The following is a 15890-nucleotide window of genomic DNA, read 5'->3' as shown; positions in this document are numbered from 1 at the left end:
CTCGCTCAAGCTCACGCTCACCTAAGAAAATGCGCTGAACTTTTTCAGCGCATGTGACTCGTCACGGCCGAGTCATCCGAGGTCTTTAGATTGCAGCTCCAGAAACGGTGCGCAGCAGGCGCGCCGCTCGAACCACCATCCGAGGGAGTTGCATGACTCGACGCTTCTATGCCCCAGCGCTGCTGGGCGTTTCCTTGCTGCTGTCCGCCTGCGGCGGCAGCAACAACACCAACTCCGTGCTGCCGCTCACGCCGCCCGCGAGCACGCCGCCCGCGCCGGCACAGGCGCAGAAGAACGTGCTGTTCTTCCTGGGCGACGGCATGGGCATCACCACCATGACCGCGGCGCGCATCTACAAGGTCGGCGAAGACGGCGACCTCACGATGGACACGCTGCCCGAGACCGCCTTCGTCCACACCTATTCGAACGACGCCCAGGTGACCGACAGCGCGCCCTCGATGTCGGCCTACATGACCGGCGTGAAGATGAACAACGAAGTCATCTCCATGAGCGCGGACACCAAGGCCACCGACGCGGCGGGCAAGGCCTACCACCTCAACTTCGACAGCACCTGCCCCTCGGGCAACGGCCAGGCCGTGGAAACGCTGCTGGAACAGAGCAAGGCCAGGGGCTATGCCACCGGCGTGGTGACCACCACGCGCATCACGCATGCCACGCCCGCCGCCACCTACTCGCATGTGTGCCACCGCGACGCCGAGAACACCATCGCCGCGGCGCTGGTGCCGGGCGGCGCGGGCTACAACGGCAAGCTGGGCGACGGCGTGGACGTGTTCTTCGGCGGCGGCACCGACTACTTCACCAGCAAGGAAGCCGGCGGCAAGCGCAACGACAAGCGCGACCTGATCGCCGAACTGAAGGCCGCGAAGTACAGCTACGCCGCCAGCAAGAGCGATTTCGACAAGCTGCCCGTCGACGGCAGCACCAAGATCGCCGGCCTGTTCACCAAGAGCCACATGGCCTACGACCTGGACCGCGACGCCGCCAAGGAGCCGAGCCTGGCCGAGATGACCGGCAAGGCCATCGACGCGCTGGCCGCGCGCAAGAAGGGCTTCTTCCTGATGGTGGAAGGCGGGCGCATCGACCATGCGCTGCACGCCACCAACGCACGCCGCGCCCTTCAGGACACCGGCGCCTTCGACGACGCCATCAAGGTCGCCCTCGACAAGATGCAGGCCATCGACCCGGGCCTGAAGAACACGCTGGTGGTGGTCACGGCCGACCACGACCACACGTTGCAGCTCAACGGCTACGCCGCGCGCACCGGCAAGACCGAAGCCGGCAAGCCGGGCGTGCTCGGCCTGGTGAAGGACTACGTCGACACCAGCAAGACCAGCAAGGACGTCGACGGCAACCCGTACACCATCATCGGCTTCGGCAACGGCCCGGTGCGCCTGGCCACGCGCGGCGCCATCGACAGCACCGCGCTGGAAAGCAAGGACTACAGGCAGGAAGCCGTGGTGCCGATGGACGGCGCGAGCGACTCCGAGACCCACGGCGGTGCCGACGTGTTCCTGGGCGCGCAGGGCCTGGGCGCGGACAACTTCTCGGGGGTCATCACCAACACCGACGTGTTCGGGCTGATCAAGAAGGCGGTCGGCCTGTGAGGGGCCGCGACCACCCACGGACGAACACCAACATGCACACGACCATGAACCGCACCATTCGCACCACTCGCCTGGCCGCCGCCCTGCTTTGCGCCGCCGCAGGCATGCTGGCCGGCAACGCACACGCCGCCGGTGAAGCCAGGAACGTCATCTTCTTCCTCGGCGACGGCATGGGCCCCGTCACCGTCACCGCAGCGCGCATCTACAAGGGGGAAAAGCAGCTGGCCGCCAGGCCCGGCTCGCTGGTGAGCCCGGAGCGCGCCAACCTCGTGATGCAGTCGCTGCCCTACGCGGCGCGCGTGAAGACCTTCTCGCTGGACGGCCAGACCACCGACAGCGCACCTTCCATGGCGGCCTACATGACCGGCGTGAAGATGCGCAACGAGGTGATCTCGATGTCGAGCGACACCGTGGCCGTCGACAGCACCGGCAAGCAGTACATCAACGGCGAGAACACCACCTGCCCGCCGACCAACGGCAAGGCCGCCGACACGCTGCTGGAGCTCGCCAAGGCCAAGGGCCGCGCGGTGGGCGCGGTGTCGACCACGCGCGTGGGCCACGCCACGCCGGCCACCACCTACGCGCACATCTGCAACCGCAACGGCTACAACACCATTGCCGAGCAGAGCGTGCCGGGCCATGCCAACTACAACCCCAAGCTGCTCGACGGCATCGACGTGCTGCTGGGCGGCGGCCAGCGCAACTACCTGACGACGGCGGGCACCAAGCGCACCGACGGCGTCGACCTGGTGGCCGCGATGACCGCCAAGGGCTACACCTACGTGGACAACGGCACCAAGCTCAAGGCCGTCGATGCGGCCGCCACGGGCAAGCTGCTGGGCCTGTTCTCGCCGAGCGAGATGGCCTACGAGCTGGACCGCGTGAAGCAGAACCTCGACCAGCCCAGCCTGTCGGACATGACCGAGAAGGCGCTCGGCGTGCTGAGCAGGAACGACAAGGGCTTCTTCCTGATGGTGGAGGGCGGGCGCATCGACCACGCGCTGCACGGCACCAACGCCAAGCGCGCGCTGGAAGACACGCTGGCCTTCGACGCGGCCATCCAGACCGCGCTGGACTACATGAACAATAAAGACCCGGGCCTGAAGAACACGCTGGTGGTGGTCACGGCCGACCACGACCACGCGATCGCCTTCAACGGCTATCCGAAGATCGGCAACCCGATCCTGGGCCTGGTCAACGGCTACGCCGACGGCAAGCCCTCGAAGGCGTCGGACGGCAAGCCGTACACCACGCTGGTGTTCGGCAACGGCGGCCGGCCCAACGCGACCGCAGGCAGCGACGTCAACGCGGAAGACGGCGGCAAGAAGTGGATCGCCCCGGCACGCGCGGCGAGCCGCGACGACCAGAGCGCGATGGACACCACGGACGACAACTTCCTGCAGGAAGTCGGCATCAACCTCGGCTCGCCCGGCGCGGAAACGCACGGCGGCGGCGACGTGATGCTGTTCGCCGGCGGCGCGGGCTCGAAGATCTTCAAGGGCACCATGGAGAACATCAAGGTGTTCAACAAGGTGAAGGAAGCGGCCGGCCTGTGAACGCCTCCCCGACCCTCAAGGCGCTGCTGGGCGCCACGGCCTTCGCGGCCTTCTCGATGACGGCGGGCGCGGCGGGCGACGCTGCGGCGCCCGACCAGAACCTGCGCATCAGCCACCACGTGATGTCGATCGGCAAGGACGGCGTGCAGCGCGAGAGCCGCTACGCCGACCTGATGTTCCGCCGCGCCGGCACGGTGTGGATCGAGCGCGAACTGCCGCCGGTGCTGCGCGCCGACCACGACCACGAGGCGCGCGAAGGCAGGGTGCACATCGGCCACTCGCACGCCGACACCACGGCAGCGCCGCTGTGGCTGCGCCGCGATGCGGCCGGCAAGGTACAGGTGGGCATGGTGCTGCGCGAGCAGCGCAAGGTGATCGAGGTCGACCAGGCCAACTACGGCAACGTGGGCTACGGCGGCTCGTGGGCCAACGCCTACTGGCTGGTCGACCCGGCGAGCCTGCCGCGCATGAAGGCGCTGGGCGCCGGCGGCAAGGGGGTGCAGCGCTACGAGTTGCCGCAGGGCGAAAGCACGCTGCGCATCGACTGGGACGTGGCGGGCCGCTACGCCCGCAGGATCGAGCAGCGCAACGCGAACGGCACCTCGGTCAACACGATGACCGCCGCGGCCATCGCGGCACCGAAGACACTGCCCTGGCAGACCGCCGAGGTCTACGAGCGCGGCGAGTACTCGGACTTGCTGGACTGAAGTTCTAGAGGAAGCGCTCCAGCAGCTTGCGCGACGCGCGGTCCAGTTCCTTCACGTCGGGAATCCTGAACTGCACGCCGTGCGCGCTGGCGATGAGCAGCGCGCCGCCTTCGAGCCTGCGGATGTCTTCCTCGGCCTTGAGCACGAAGGCGGTGTCGCCGCGGTCGGTGCTCACGGTCCAGGTGCTGGGCACGCCGAAGCTGGACACGCGGTGCAGCCGCAGCAGCGTGGGCGCGAAGTCGCGCACGGCGAGTTCTTCTTGCAGCAGTGCCCTGGCGTTGGCCGGCAACTGCGCGACGTCGTCGATCCAGACCAGCTCGCGCCCCTCGCCGCCGACCAGCGACACGCCGTGGCCGGGCGCGCTCAGCGGAAAGGCGCGCACCGGCGTGATGCCCACATGCCGCTCGCCCTGGGCGTCGGTCAGCACGAGGCGGCCGAAGGCGTCGCGCTCGAGTTCGAAAGAGGGTTGGGTGTCGGTGTTCATGCGTTCCCCGCCGGATGGGCTGCATGCGTCACGGCCAACGATGCCTGCGCGCCCGCGCGCTCGTCGACCGCGCCTTCGCTCGCATCGTCGTCGCCCTGGCGCAGCTGCGCCTGGTACAGGCGCCAGTAGGCGCCCTGCTTGGCCATCAGTTCGTCGTGCGGCCCGACCTCGACCACCTCGCCGCGGTCCATGACCACGAGGCGGTCGGCCTTGCGCAACGTCGACAGGCGGTGCGCAATGGCGATGGTGGTTCGGCCCTGCACGAGGTTGTCCAGCGCCTTCTGGATTTCCTTCTCGGTCTCGGTGTCCACCGCCGAGGTGGCTTCGTCGAGGATCAGGATGCGCGGGTCGATCAGGAGCGCGCGCGCAATGCTGATGCGCTGGCGCTCGCCGCCCGACAGGCCCTGCCCGCGCTCGCCCACCAGCGAGTCGTAGCCGTGCGGCAGCCGCAGGATGAAGTCGTGCGCATGGGCCGCGCGGGCCGCGGCCACCACCTCTTCGCGCGTGGCGTCGGGCTTGCCGTAGGCGATGTTCTGCGCGATGGTGCCGAAGAACAGAAAGGGCTCCTGCAGCACCAGCCCCACGTGGCGCCGGTAGTCGGCCACGGCGAAGCGGCGGATGTCGGTGCCGTCGACCTTGATGGCGCCGTCGGTCACGTCGTAGAAGCGGCAAATGAGGTTGACCAGCGTGCTCTTGCCCGAGCCGCTGTGGCCCACCAGGCCGATCATTTCGCCGGGCTCGATCACCAGGTCGAGGTCGTGGATGACGGCGCGCGAGCCGTAGCGAAAGCCCAGCCCGCTCATCTCGATGCGGCCCTGCACACGCTCGACCTTCACCGGATTCGCAGGTTCGGGCACGTTGCTCACATGGTCGAGGATGTCGAAGATGCGCTTGGCGCCCGCGGCCGCCTTCTGAGTGACCGATACGATGCGGCTCATGGAGTCGAGCCGCGTGTAGAAACGCCCGATGTAGGCGATGAACGCGGTGAGCACACCCACGGTGATGCTGCCGCGCGCCACTTGCCAGATGCCGAAGGCCCACACCACCAGCAGGCCGATTTCGGTCAGCAGCGACACGGTCGGCGTGAACAGCGACCAGGTGCGGTTGAGCTTGTCGTTCACCTGCAGGTTGTAGACGTTGGCCACGCGGAAACGCTCGGCTTCGCGGCGCTCCTGCGCAAAGGCCTTGACCACGCGAATGCCGGGGATGGTGTCGGCCAGCACGTTGGTCACCTCCGACCAGACGCGGTCGATCTTCTCGAAGCCGGTGCGCAGGCGGTCGCGCACCACGTGGATCATCCAGGCGATGAAGGGCAGCGGCACCAGCGTGACCACGGCCAGCAGCGGGTTGATGGAGAACAGGATGATCGCGGTCATCACGATCATCAGCACGTCGTTGGCGAAATCGAGCGCGTGCAGCGACAGGAAGACGTTGATGCGGTCGGTTTCCGAGCCGATGCGCGACATCAGGTCGCCGGTGCGCTTGCCGCCGAAATAGTCCAGCGGCAGGGTCAGCAGGTGCTCGTAGGTGGTGGTGCGCAGGTCGGCGCCGATGCGCTCGGACACCAGCGCCAGCAGGTAGGTGCGCGCCCAGCCCAGCCCCCAGCCGACCAGCGCCGCGATCAGCAGGCCGCCCAGGTACAGGCCCACGCGCATGGTGTCGATCTTCTGCCCGTTCTGGAACGGAATCAGGATGTCGTCCATCAGCGGAATGGTCAGGTACGGCGGGACCAGCGTCGCGGCGGTGGAAATGAGGGTCAGAACGAACCCCAGGATCAGCTGCTTGCGGTACGGCCCGGCAAAACGGCCCAGTCGCAGCAGCACCCAGGTCGAGGGCGGGGCCTGGATTTCGGTGTCGATCGCGCCTTCGTCGCCGTCGGCCGGGTCGACGGCCCGAGGCATGTCCTTGGCGGCACCCTGTGTTCGTTGTCCGAACAATTTGAGCAGCCGAAGCGCCGCGGCCTGGCTGCCCAGCGTGTAGCGCCAGCGGCCCAGACGGCCCGCAGGCCCCGTCAAATCAAGGGTTCCGACGCCGGAATGGTCTGAAAGGCGCAGTTCGAGAGCCGAATCAGTTAGCGACCACTCACGCCATTCGCCACCCGGTTCGCACGCAATCAGCCTCCGGTCAGTGAGGGCGACTAGGCCGCTGGCGAAGCGAAGTTGGTCGTCGAGGTCAACCGTCAGTGTTACCAGAACGTTTTCCGCGACTGCGAGACGGTTTTTCAGCGCCGCTGAAGCCGCCTCTGTTTCGCCCTCCCGGGTGCCGACTGGATCGTGATGTTGCATTGTGTTTCTTTGACTCTTGCCCGTCGCGGGCCGCATGGACCGCTTCATGGCGCCCTTGGTCGGGCGCCGATTCTGACCGATCACCATGGGCGCGCTTGAAGGCGCCGCGGTGCTCGGCCAAAGCACATCGAACGTTTGCATGACCCGTTTCGACGACATCCAATTGCTGCGCATCAACTATTTGCGCGGTCCCAATCTCTGGACTTACCGTCCGGTGCTCGAAGTCTGGCTCGATCTGGGCTCGCTCGAGGACTTCCCCTCCAACAAGATCGACGGCTTCACCGACCGCCTGACCGGGCTGCTGCCGGCGCTCATCGAGCACCACTGCGGCGTCGGCGAGCGCGGCGGCTTCATCCAGCGCCTGACCGAGGGCACCTGGTCGGGCCACGTGCTGGAGCACGTCGTCATCGAGCTGCTGAACCTGGCCGGCATGCCCACGGGCTTCGGGCAAACCCGCAGCACCTCGGAGCACGGCGTCTACCGCATGGTGTTCCGCGCGCGTGACGAGCAGGTCGCCCGCGTGGCGCTGGCCCAGGGCCACCGCCTGCTGATGGCCGCCATCAACAACGACCCGTTCAGCGCCGCCGACGTGCAGAAGGCGGTCGACGCGGTCAAGGCCAAGGTCGAAGACTGCTACCTCGGCCCGAGCACCGCGGCCATCGTGTCCGCCGCCACCGACCGCGGCATTCCGCACATGCGCCTGAACAGCGGCAACCTGGTGCAGCTGGGCTACGGCGCCAACCAGCAGCGCATCTGGACCGCCGAGACCGACTACACCAGCGCCATCGGCGAATCGATCGCCAGCGACAAGGAGCTGACCAAGTCCCTGCTGGCGAGCTGCGGCGTGCCGGTGCCCGAAGGCCAGGTCGTCAACAGCGCCGAGGAAGCCTGGGAAGCCGCCGAAGACATCGGCCTGCCGGTGGTCGTGAAGCCGTCGGACGCCAACCACGGCCGCGGCGTCTCGCTGGAACTGACGACGCGCGAAGAAGTCATGGCCGCCTTCGCGGTGGCCGAGCCCGAAGGCAGCGACGTGATGGTCGAGCGCTTCATCCGCGGGCACGAACACCGCCTGCTGGTGGTGGGCGGCGAAGTGGTGGCGGCCGCGCGCGGCGAGATCATCACCGTGACCGGCGACGGCCAGGCCAGCGTGCGCGAGCTGATCGACAAGCAGCTCAACAGCGACCCGCGCCGCGGCGCCGAGGAAGAGTTTCCGCTCGACGTGATCGTGCTGGACACCGACGCCAAGCTGCAGCTGGAGCTCAAGCGCCAGGAGCTGGACGGCAACGCCGTGCCGGCCGCCGGCCGCGTGGTGACCATCCAGCGCAACGGCAACATGGCCAACGACTGCACCGACCAGGTCCACCCCGAAGTCGCGCATGCCGCCGTGCTGGCCGCGCGCGTGGTGGGCCTCGACATCGCCGGCATCGACCTGGTGGCGCAGGACATTTCCAAGCCGCTGGGCCCGCAGCGCGGCGCCATCGTCGAAGTCAACGCCGGCCCCGGCCTGCTGATGCACCTGAAGCCGGCCGTCGGTTCGCCGCGCCCGGTGGGCCGCGCCATCTGCGACCACCTGTTCCCCAACGACGCGCCCGGGCGCATTCCCGTGATCGGCGTGGCCGGCTCGCGCAACACCGCGGTGCTGGCACGCCTGGTCGCCTGGCTCGTCAACCTGGGCGGGCGCCACACCGGCCTGGCCTGCCGCGACGGCCTGTTCCTGGAACGCCGCCGCGTCGACGCACGCGACAGCGCCAACTGGGACGCCGGCCACCGCCTGCTGGTGAACCGTGCCGTGCAGGCCGTGGTGATCGAGAACGGCGCCGAGACCATCCTGCGCGACGGCCTGTCGTACGACCGCTGCGAAGTCGGCATCGTCACTGACCTCGACGGCTTCGAAGCGCTGGCCGACTACGACATCACCGAGAGCGACCAGCTGGTGAAGGTGCTGCGCACGCAGGTCGACGTGGTGCTGTCCGAAGGCACCGCCGTGCTGAACGCGGCCGACGCGCGCGTGGCCGGCCTGGCGCCGCTGTGCGATGGCGCCGTCATCCTGTATTCGGCCGAACCGCAGGCCGCCGCGCTCACCGCGCACCAGACCGCCGGCGGCAAGGCCGTGCTGGTGCGCCAGGACCGCGTGGTGCTGGCCAACGGCAGCAGCGAATCGTTCCTGCCCGGCCTGGGCCGGCTGACCGTGTGGCGCGCCACCCATGCCGGCGTGAGCCTCGAAAGCCTGCTGGCCGCCGTGGCCGCGGCCTGGGCCCTGGGCATTCCGCTGAACCTGATCGGCGCCGGCGTGGAGGCCTTCGAGGCCGACCTGCAGGCCGCGCTGGCCTCGCTCCAGCTGTCGCAGACCCAGCCCCTCCAACCTCAATTCATCTGACGCGTTCGCGCGCCGGAAACGCAAGCCTCGAGCCCTCGCCGCCCCATGAAAGTCACCCGCATCCGAGCCCTTCGCGGGCCCAATCTCTGGAGCCGCCACACCGCCATCGAAGCGGTCGTGGCCTGCGAAGGCGATGAAAACGCCACCGGCAAGCTGGCCGGCTTCGAAGCCCGCCTGCGCGCGCGCTTCCCGACCATCGGCGAGCTGCACCCCATGGTGCTGGGCCAGCCGCTGGCCCTGGCCCACGTGCTGGAAAACGCCGCCGTCGCGCTGCAGGCCCAGGCCGGCTGCGCCGTCAACTTCGGCCACACCTCGCAGACGCTCGAAGAAGGCGTCTACCAGGTGGTGTTCCAGTACAGCGAAGAGGCCGTGGGCCGCCGCGCCATCGAACTGGCCGAGCAACTGATCGCCGCCGCGCAGGCCGACACACCCTTCGACGCCGACGCCGCCATCACCGAGCTGCGCGACCTGGACGAATCGGAGCGCCTGGGCCCGAGCACCGGCTCCATCGTCGATGCGGCCGTGGCACGCGGCATTCCGTACCGCCGCCTGACGCGCGGCAGCCTGGTGCAGTTCGGCTGGGGTTCCAAGCAGCGCCGCATCCAGGCCGCCGAAATCGACAGCACCAGCGGCGTGGCCGAATCGATCGCGCAGGACAAGGAACTGACCAAGCAGCTGCTCAACGCCGCCGGCGTGCCGGTGCCGCTGGGCCGCCCGGTGTCCAGCGCCGAAGACGGCTGGGCCGCCGCCCACGAGATCGGCCTGCCGGTCGTGGTGAAGCCGCAGGACGGCAACCAGGGCAAGGGCGTCACGGTGAACATCACCACGCGCGAGGAACTGTTCGCGGCCTACGACTCGGCCGCCGTCTATGGCGAGGTGATGGTCGAGAAGTTCCTGCCCGGCTTCGACTTCCGCCTGCTGGTGGTGGGCGACCGCCTGGTGGCCGCCGCGCGGCGCGATCCGCCGCAGGTGATCGGCGACGGCGTCCTCACCGTGCGCCAGCTGGTGGACACCGTCAACCTCGACCCGCGTCGCGGCGAGGGCCATGCCACCTCGCTCACCAAGATCCGGCTGGACGACATTGCCGTCGGCCGGCTCGAATCGCAAGGCCTCACGCCCGACAGCGTGCCCGCGCGCGGCCAGCGCGTGGTGCTGCGCAACAACGCCAACCTGTCCACCGGCGGCACCGCCACCGACGTGACCGACACCGTGCACCCCGAAGTGGCGGCGCGCGCCGTCGATGCGGCGCAGATGGTCGGCCTGCACATCTGCGGCGTCGACATGGTCTGCGAGAACGTGCTGCGACCGCTTGAGGAGCAGCACGGCGGCGTGGTCGAAGTCAATGCCGCACCCGGCCTGCGCATGCACATCTCGCCCTCGTTCGGCCGCGGCCGCGCGGTGGGCGAAGCGGTGATGGACACCCTGTTCGCCCACGGCGACGACGGCCGCATTCCGGTCGTGGCCGTCACCGGCACCAACGGCAAGACCACCACCGCACGCCTCATCAACCACCTGCTCGCCTCCAGCGGCCTGCGCACCGGCATGACCAACACCGACGGCGTGTACGTCGACGGCCGGCAGACCGACAGCGGCGACTGCAGCGGCCCGAAGAGCGCGCGCAACGTGCTGATGCACCCCGACGTGGACGCGGCCGTGTTCGAAGTGGCCCGCGGCGGCGTGCTGCGCGAGGGCCTGGGCTTCGACCGCTGCGAGGTGGCCGTGGTCACCAACATCGGCAGCGGCGACCACCTGGGGCTGAACTACATCACCACCGTGGAAGACCTCGCGGTGCTCAAGCGCGTGATCGTGCGCAACGTGTCCGCCGACGGCTACGCGGTGCTCAACGCAGGCGACCCGAACGTCGCGGCCATGGCCGCGGGCTGCCCCGGCCACGTGATCTTCTTCACCGCCGACCGCATGCACCCGGTGATGGCCACGCACCGCGCCCAGGGCAAGCGCACCGTGTACGTCGACCAGGACACGCTGGTCGCCGCCGAAGGCTCGTGGCGCGAACGCATCGCGCTGCGCGACGTGCCGATCACGCGCGGCGGCACCATCGGCTTCCAGGTCGACAACGTGATGGCCTCGGTGGCCGCGGCCTGGGCCGTGGGCCTGGACTGGGACACCATCCGCAGCGGCCTGGCCAGCTTCATGAACGACGCGGCCGGCGTGCCCGGGCGCTTCAACGTCATGGACTACCGCGGCGCCACCGTGATCGCCGACTATGGCCACAACACCGACGCCATGCGCGCGCTGGTGTCGGCCGTGGACACGATGCCGGCGAAGAAGCGCTCGGTGGTCATCAGCGGCGCGGGCGACCGCCGCGACTCCGACATCCGCGACCAGACCGCCATCCTCGGCCAGGCCTTCGACGACGTGATCCTGTACCAGGACGCGGCGCAGCGCGGGCGCGCCGACGGCGAGGTGATGGCGCTGCTGCGCCAGGGCCTGCAGGGCGCGGCCCGCACGCGCTACATCGACGAGATCCGCGGCGAGTTCGTCGCCATCGACACCGCGCTGGCGCGCCTGCAGCCCGGGGACCTGTCGCTCATCCTCGTCGACCAGGTCGAGGAAGCGCTCGCTCACCTCGCGCAGCGCATCGCGGCTGGCTGAAGTCCCGCTTGCCGGACACGTCCCACAGAGAGGGGCGCGTCCGGCCCGGCCAGAGGGTGCGGCTGTCCCACAGACCCGCCACCCCCACCGACACCACACTGTGGCTCCGGTCACGCACCTCCAGGAGGGCGTGCCCCAACCAGGAGCCCGCATGACAACAACAGTTCGTTCCATCCTTTCCGCCACGGCCCTCTTCGCAGCCAGCGGATTCATCGTGTTCGGCGCGCAGACCGCCGGCGCACAGGCGCCGGGCTCCGATGCCCGCATGCAGAAAGAGCGCGCCGTGTGCGACGGTGTGCAGCAAGACCGCGCAGCATGCCTGCGCGAAGCCGGCGCCGCGAAGCAGGAAGCCGGCCGCAGCGGCCTCACCACGCCCAGCCCGGCCCGCGGCCAGGTCAATGCCCTGGCCCGTTGCAGCGAACAGCCCGGTGCCGACCAGGCCGACTGCGAAGCCCGCATCAAGGGCGGCGCGCGCACCACCACCGAAGGCAGCGTGATGGGGGGCGGCGTGATCCGCGAAACCGTGACGCCGCTGCCGGCGCAGCCCGTGCCGTCGCGTTGAACCCCTTTGACTTCCCAAGGAACACATCATGCAAAGCAAGACCTCGCGTTCGATGATCTTCGCGCTGCTCGCCCTGGGCGGCGTGGCCAGCGCCACCGTGGCCTCGGCCGCCGGCCCGCGCCGCGGTGACGGCGGCACCTACCAGCAGGAGCTGGCCGTGTGCGGCCACAACCAGCAAGACCGTGCCGCCTGCATCCGCGAAGCCGGCGCAGCGCGCCAAGCCGCGGCCCAGGGCGCCCTGACCGGCGCACCCGACTACCGTGCCAACGCCCTGGCCCGTTGCGGCCTGCAGCAACCGGCCGACCGTGCCGACTGCGAAGCCCGGGTGCTGGGCGGCAGCGGCAACACCAGCGCGGCGGTCGAGGGCAGCGTGATGGGCGGCGGCGTGATCCGCGAATCGGTCACCACCACCGTGCGGCCGGCGCGCCCGATGCCGCGGCCCATGCCGATGGAGCGCGCACCCGAGCCGGTGATGGTGCCCATGCCGGCACCGATGCCGATGCGCTGAACGCCCGCAGGCTCCTCCCTTCCGGGTTTGCGCCCGGAAGGCGGGCGATGACCTTGGCTGTCATAAAACCGTCACAAAAGGCGCGGGAGTGCTAGCTATAGTTCTCGGTCCCTGCCTACCGAGGAATCCCTTCCCATGAATGCCATCAAGGTCGCTCGCCGATTCATCGAAACGGACCCGGCCAACGAATCGGCCAAGATCCTGGCCCAGCTCGTCTTGGCGCTGGAGTCCGAACGCAGCTTCGAACTGATCACGCTGTACAACCTCGACTACAAGAGCTTCCAGCTCGCCATGGACATCCTGAAGGAGTGGCGGCTCGACCGCTACTACGCCAGCAAGTCGAAGCTGTTCGACCTGTCGCTGCAGGTCACCGAGCTCGAGAAGAGCTGAGTTCACCCGGGCACGCCGTGCCCGGTCCCCGTCAGGGCGCGCCCCGCGCTCAGACCATCATCCCGCCCGAGACCTCGATGCGCTGGGCATTCACCCAGCGGTTCCCCTCCCCCAGCAAGCCCGCGATGGCATCGCCGATGTCGTCGGGCTTGCCCGCGCGTCCCAGCGCGGTGAATCCCGCGACCATCGCGTTCACCTGCGGGTTGTCGCGCACCATGCCGCCGCTGAAGTCGGTTTCGATCGCGCCCGGCGCCACCGTGTTCACCGTGATGCCGCGTGCGCCCAGCTCCTTGGCGAGGTAGCGGGTGAGCACTTCCACGCCGCCCTTCATCGCGGCATAGGCCGAGGCGCCAACCATCGAGAAGCGGGTCAGCCCCGACGACAGGTTGACGATGCGCCCGCCGTCGGCCATCAACGGCAGCAGCTTCTGCGTGAGGAAGTACGTGCCCTTGAAGTGGATGTTGAACAGCATGTCGAACTGCGCTTCGGTCGTCTCCTCGAAGCTCGCATGCAGGCCCACGCCGGCGTTGTTCACCAGGAAGTCGAAGCGCTCGCGCTGCCAGGTGGACGCCAGCACGCGCTTCACAGCTTGCGCGAACGCGGCGAACGCGCTGCTGTCGCCAACGTCGAGCCGAAGCGCGACGGCGCGGCGCCCCTTCGCTTCGATTTCCGACACCACCGCCTGCGCGCTGGCTTCGTTCGACACGTAGGTCAGGATCACGTCGACGCCGTCCGCGGCGAGCGCCAGCGCGGTGCTGCGGCCCAGGCCGCGGCTGCCGCCGGTGACAAGGGCAATGCGGGAAACGGGTGTGATGGAAGCGGTCATTTCAAAGTCCTCGGTGGATGAATCGATGGATGGACTTTAAAAATTACCGGCAGCAAGATAAATCCCGCAAGACGATGCACACTGTTGTCCGATCGAATAACAATCCACCGCCATGAACCCCGACGAACTGCGCATCTTCTCCAGGGTCGCCGAACTCGCGAGCTTCAGCCGCGCCGCCGACCAGCTCGGCCTGACCCGGGCGCGCGTGTCGGTGGCCGTGCAGCAGCTTGAGGAGCGCCTGGGCACGCGGCTCCTGCAGCGCACCACGCGCAGCGTGCGGCTCACCGAAGACGGCGAACGCTTTCTGGCGCGGTGCAAGGACTACCTCGCAGAAGGCGAACAACTGGCCACCCTGTTCCGCTCGAACACCGGCGGCCTGACGGGGCGCCTGCGCATCGACCTGCCCGCCACCTTGGCGCGCGACCTCGTCATTCCGCGCCTGCCCGAATTCCTCGCGCGGCATCCCGCGCTCGAGATCGGCATCAGCACCACCGACCGCCGGGTCGACCTCGTGAACGAGGGCTTCGACTGCGTCCTGCGCGTGGGCGTGCTCGGAGACTCCGAACTCGTCGCACGGCCGCTCGGTGTCATGCGCATGGCCAACGCCGCGAGCCCGGCCTACCTGCAGGCACATGGCACGCCGCACACGCTGGCCGAGCTCGCGCAGCACCGCATCGTGCATTTCGCGCAAACCGTCTCGCCGAACGATGCGGGCTGGGAATACTTCGACGCGGCAGCAGGCCGCTACAGGATGCAGCCTGTGCGCGCCACCGTCACGGTGAACGGCACGGACGCCTACAACGCCGCGGCGGTGGCGGGCCTCGGGCTGATCCAGGCGCCTGTCGCGGGCCTGCAGCCTTGCTTCGAGAGAGGTTCGCTCGTGCAGCTGATGCCGGCGTTCACCGCGCGCCCCATGCCGGTGTCGCTGGTGTACGTCAACCGCCGCCAGCTCGCGCCGCGCGTGCTGGCGGTGATGGACTGGCTGACGGAAATCCTCGCGCCCTACTTCACCGAGGAAGGCGACGCCGCTAGCGCCCCCAGCGCAGCACCAGCGGGTCGAGCCGCTTCGCCGTCTCGATCAGGCCGGCGCGCGTTTCGGGGTGCATCGCCGGCAGCGGATGCCGCGGCGCCTCGCAAGCGATCACGCCGCCCTCCTTCATGAGCGACTTGCAGGCCAGCAGGCCCGCCTGCCGGTTCTCGTAGTTGATGAGCGGCAGCCACTGCTGGTACAGCGCGAAGGCCTTGTCGCGGTCGCCCGCGCGGTGCGCCTCGATGATCGGGCGAATGCCGTCCGGGTAGCCGCCGCCGGTCATGGAGCCGGTGGCACCGGCGTCGAGGTCGGGCATCAGCGTGATGGCTTCCTCGCCGTCCCACGGGCCTTCGATGGCGTCGCCGCCCAGGCGGATCAGCTCGCGCAGCTTGGCGGCCGCGCCGGGCGTCTCGATCTTGAAGTACGCGACGTGCTCGATCTCCCTGGCCATGCGCGCCAGGAACGGCGCCGACAGCACCGTGCCGCTGGCCGGTGCGTCCTGGATCATGACGGGAATGCCCACCGCGTCCGACAACCGCGCATAGAACTCGAAGATCTGGGGTTCGGGCACGCGGAAGGTGGCGCCGTGGTACGGCGGCATCACCATCAGCATGGCCGCGCCCATGTCCTGCGCGCGGCGGCTGCGCTCGGCGCAGACCTGCGTGCTGTAGTGCGTGGTGGTCACGATGACCGGCACGCGGCCTTTCACGTGCTCGAGGATGGTGCGCGTGAGCACCTCGCGCTCTTCGTCGGACAGCACGAACTGCTCCGAGAAATTCGCCAGGATGCAGAGGCCGTCGGAGCCCGCGTCGATCATGAAGTCGACGCAGCGCTTCTGGCTCTCGAGGTCGAGCGCGCCGTGTTCGGTGAAGGTGGTGGGCACCACCGGGAAGATGCCGCGGTATCTGGGGGTCATGGTGAATCGCC

Annotated in this window: 12 protein-coding genes and 1 pseudogene; 9 read left to right on the top strand and 4 right to left on the bottom strand. The window is 68.9% G+C overall.

Annotated features, from left to right (window positions below; genetic code table 11):
• The first annotated feature begins 152 nt into the window (after nt 1–152).
• From ACSFBM_RS00770 to ACSFBM_RS00760, 3 genes are read left to right on the top strand one after another with little or no spacing between them, the layout of a single operon-like run.
• A complete protein-coding gene (locus tag ACSFBM_RS00770; protein ID WP_435482693.1) occupies nt 153–1625 on the top strand; it encodes an alkaline phosphatase in 1473 nt (490 codons plus the stop codon).
• A gap of 32 nt (nt 1626–1657) precedes the next feature.
• Entirely contained in the window at nt 1658–3181 is a 1524-nt protein-coding gene (locus ACSFBM_RS00765; protein ID WP_435482692.1) for an alkaline phosphatase, read from the top strand.
• Nucleotides 3178–3888 carry a hypothetical protein gene (locus ACSFBM_RS00760; protein WP_435482691.1) on the top strand — a complete coding sequence of 237 codons (711 nt, stop codon included), beginning with the start codon at nt 3178–3180 and terminating at the stop codon, nt 3886–3888. Before ACSFBM_RS00765 ends, ACSFBM_RS00760 begins: the two co-directional genes overlap by 4 nt.
• A gap of 4 nt (nt 3889–3892) precedes the next feature.
• Here ACSFBM_RS00760 and ACSFBM_RS00755 read toward each other — a convergent pair whose 3' ends face one another.
• Together ACSFBM_RS00755 and ACSFBM_RS00750 are read right to left on the bottom strand one after the other, a co-directional pair.
• Nucleotides 3893–4372, bottom strand: a complete 480-nt coding sequence (locus tag ACSFBM_RS00755) for a cyanophycin metabolism-associated DUF1854 family protein (RefSeq protein WP_435482690.1) — start codon at nt 4370–4372, stop codon at nt 3893–3895.
• Entirely contained in the window at nt 4369–6657 is a 2289-nt protein-coding gene (locus tag ACSFBM_RS00750) for a cyanophycin metabolism-associated ABC transporter (RefSeq protein WP_435483705.1), read from the bottom strand. Before ACSFBM_RS00750 ends, ACSFBM_RS00755 begins: the two co-directional genes overlap by 4 nt.
• A 139-nt stretch (nt 6658–6796) precedes the next feature.
• On the opposite strand from ACSFBM_RS00750, the gene ACSFBM_RS00745 reads away from it, so the two are divergent.
• From ACSFBM_RS00745 to ACSFBM_RS00725, 5 genes are all read left to right on the top strand, one after another.
• Entirely contained in the window at nt 6797–9034 is a 2238-nt protein-coding gene (locus tag ACSFBM_RS00745; RefSeq protein WP_435482689.1) for a cyanophycin synthetase, read from the top strand.
• Nucleotides 9035–9079: 45 nt separating this feature from the next.
• On the top strand, nt 9080–11647 hold the full coding sequence (gene cphA, locus ACSFBM_RS00740; protein ID WP_435482688.1) for a cyanophycin synthetase: 2568 nt from the start codon (nt 9080–9082) through the stop codon (nt 11645–11647).
• 151 nt (nt 11648–11798) lie between these two features.
• The gene (locus ACSFBM_RS00735; RefSeq protein ID WP_435482687.1) at nt 11799–12209 is read left to right on the top strand and encodes a hypothetical protein; all 411 of its coding nucleotides are present in this window, start codon (nt 11799–11801) and stop codon (nt 12207–12209) included.
• Between the two features lie 28 nt (nt 12210–12237).
• Nucleotides 12238–12717, top strand: coding sequence for a hypothetical protein (locus ACSFBM_RS00730; protein WP_435482686.1), 480 nt, complete (start codon nt 12238–12240; stop codon nt 12715–12717).
• Between the two features lie 135 nt (nt 12718–12852).
• Nucleotides 12853–13107, top strand: a complete 255-nt coding sequence (locus ACSFBM_RS00725) for a hypothetical protein (RefSeq protein WP_093245227.1) — start codon at nt 12853–12855, stop codon at nt 13105–13107.
• 49 nt (nt 13108–13156) lie between these two features.
• Here the strand turns inward: ACSFBM_RS00725 and ACSFBM_RS00720 are convergent, their stop codons facing one another.
• Nucleotides 13157–13933 carry an SDR family NAD(P)-dependent oxidoreductase gene (locus ACSFBM_RS00720; protein ID WP_435482685.1) on the bottom strand — a complete coding sequence of 259 codons (777 nt, stop codon included), beginning with the start codon at nt 13931–13933 and terminating at the stop codon, nt 13157–13159.
• A gap of 112 nt (nt 13934–14045) precedes the next feature.
• Here ACSFBM_RS00720 and ACSFBM_RS00715 point away from each other — a divergent pair.
• Nucleotides 14046–14912: pseudogene (locus ACSFBM_RS00715) on the top strand (LysR family transcriptional regulator); the annotation flags it as partial.
• A gap of 49 nt (nt 14913–14961) precedes the next feature.
• Here the strand turns inward: ACSFBM_RS00715 and ACSFBM_RS00710 are convergent.
• Nucleotides 14962–15879, bottom strand: a complete 918-nt coding sequence (locus ACSFBM_RS00710; protein WP_435482684.1) for a dihydrodipicolinate synthase family protein — start codon at nt 15877–15879, stop codon at nt 14962–14964.
• Nucleotides 15880–15890 lie beyond the last annotated feature (11 nt).

The sequence above is a fragment of the Variovorax pasteuri genome, assembly GCF_051216435.1.
Classification (GTDB): domain Bacteria; phylum Pseudomonadota; class Gammaproteobacteria; order Burkholderiales; family Burkholderiaceae_C; genus Variovorax.
This window is presented reverse-complemented; position numbering and strand designations above follow the sequence as displayed.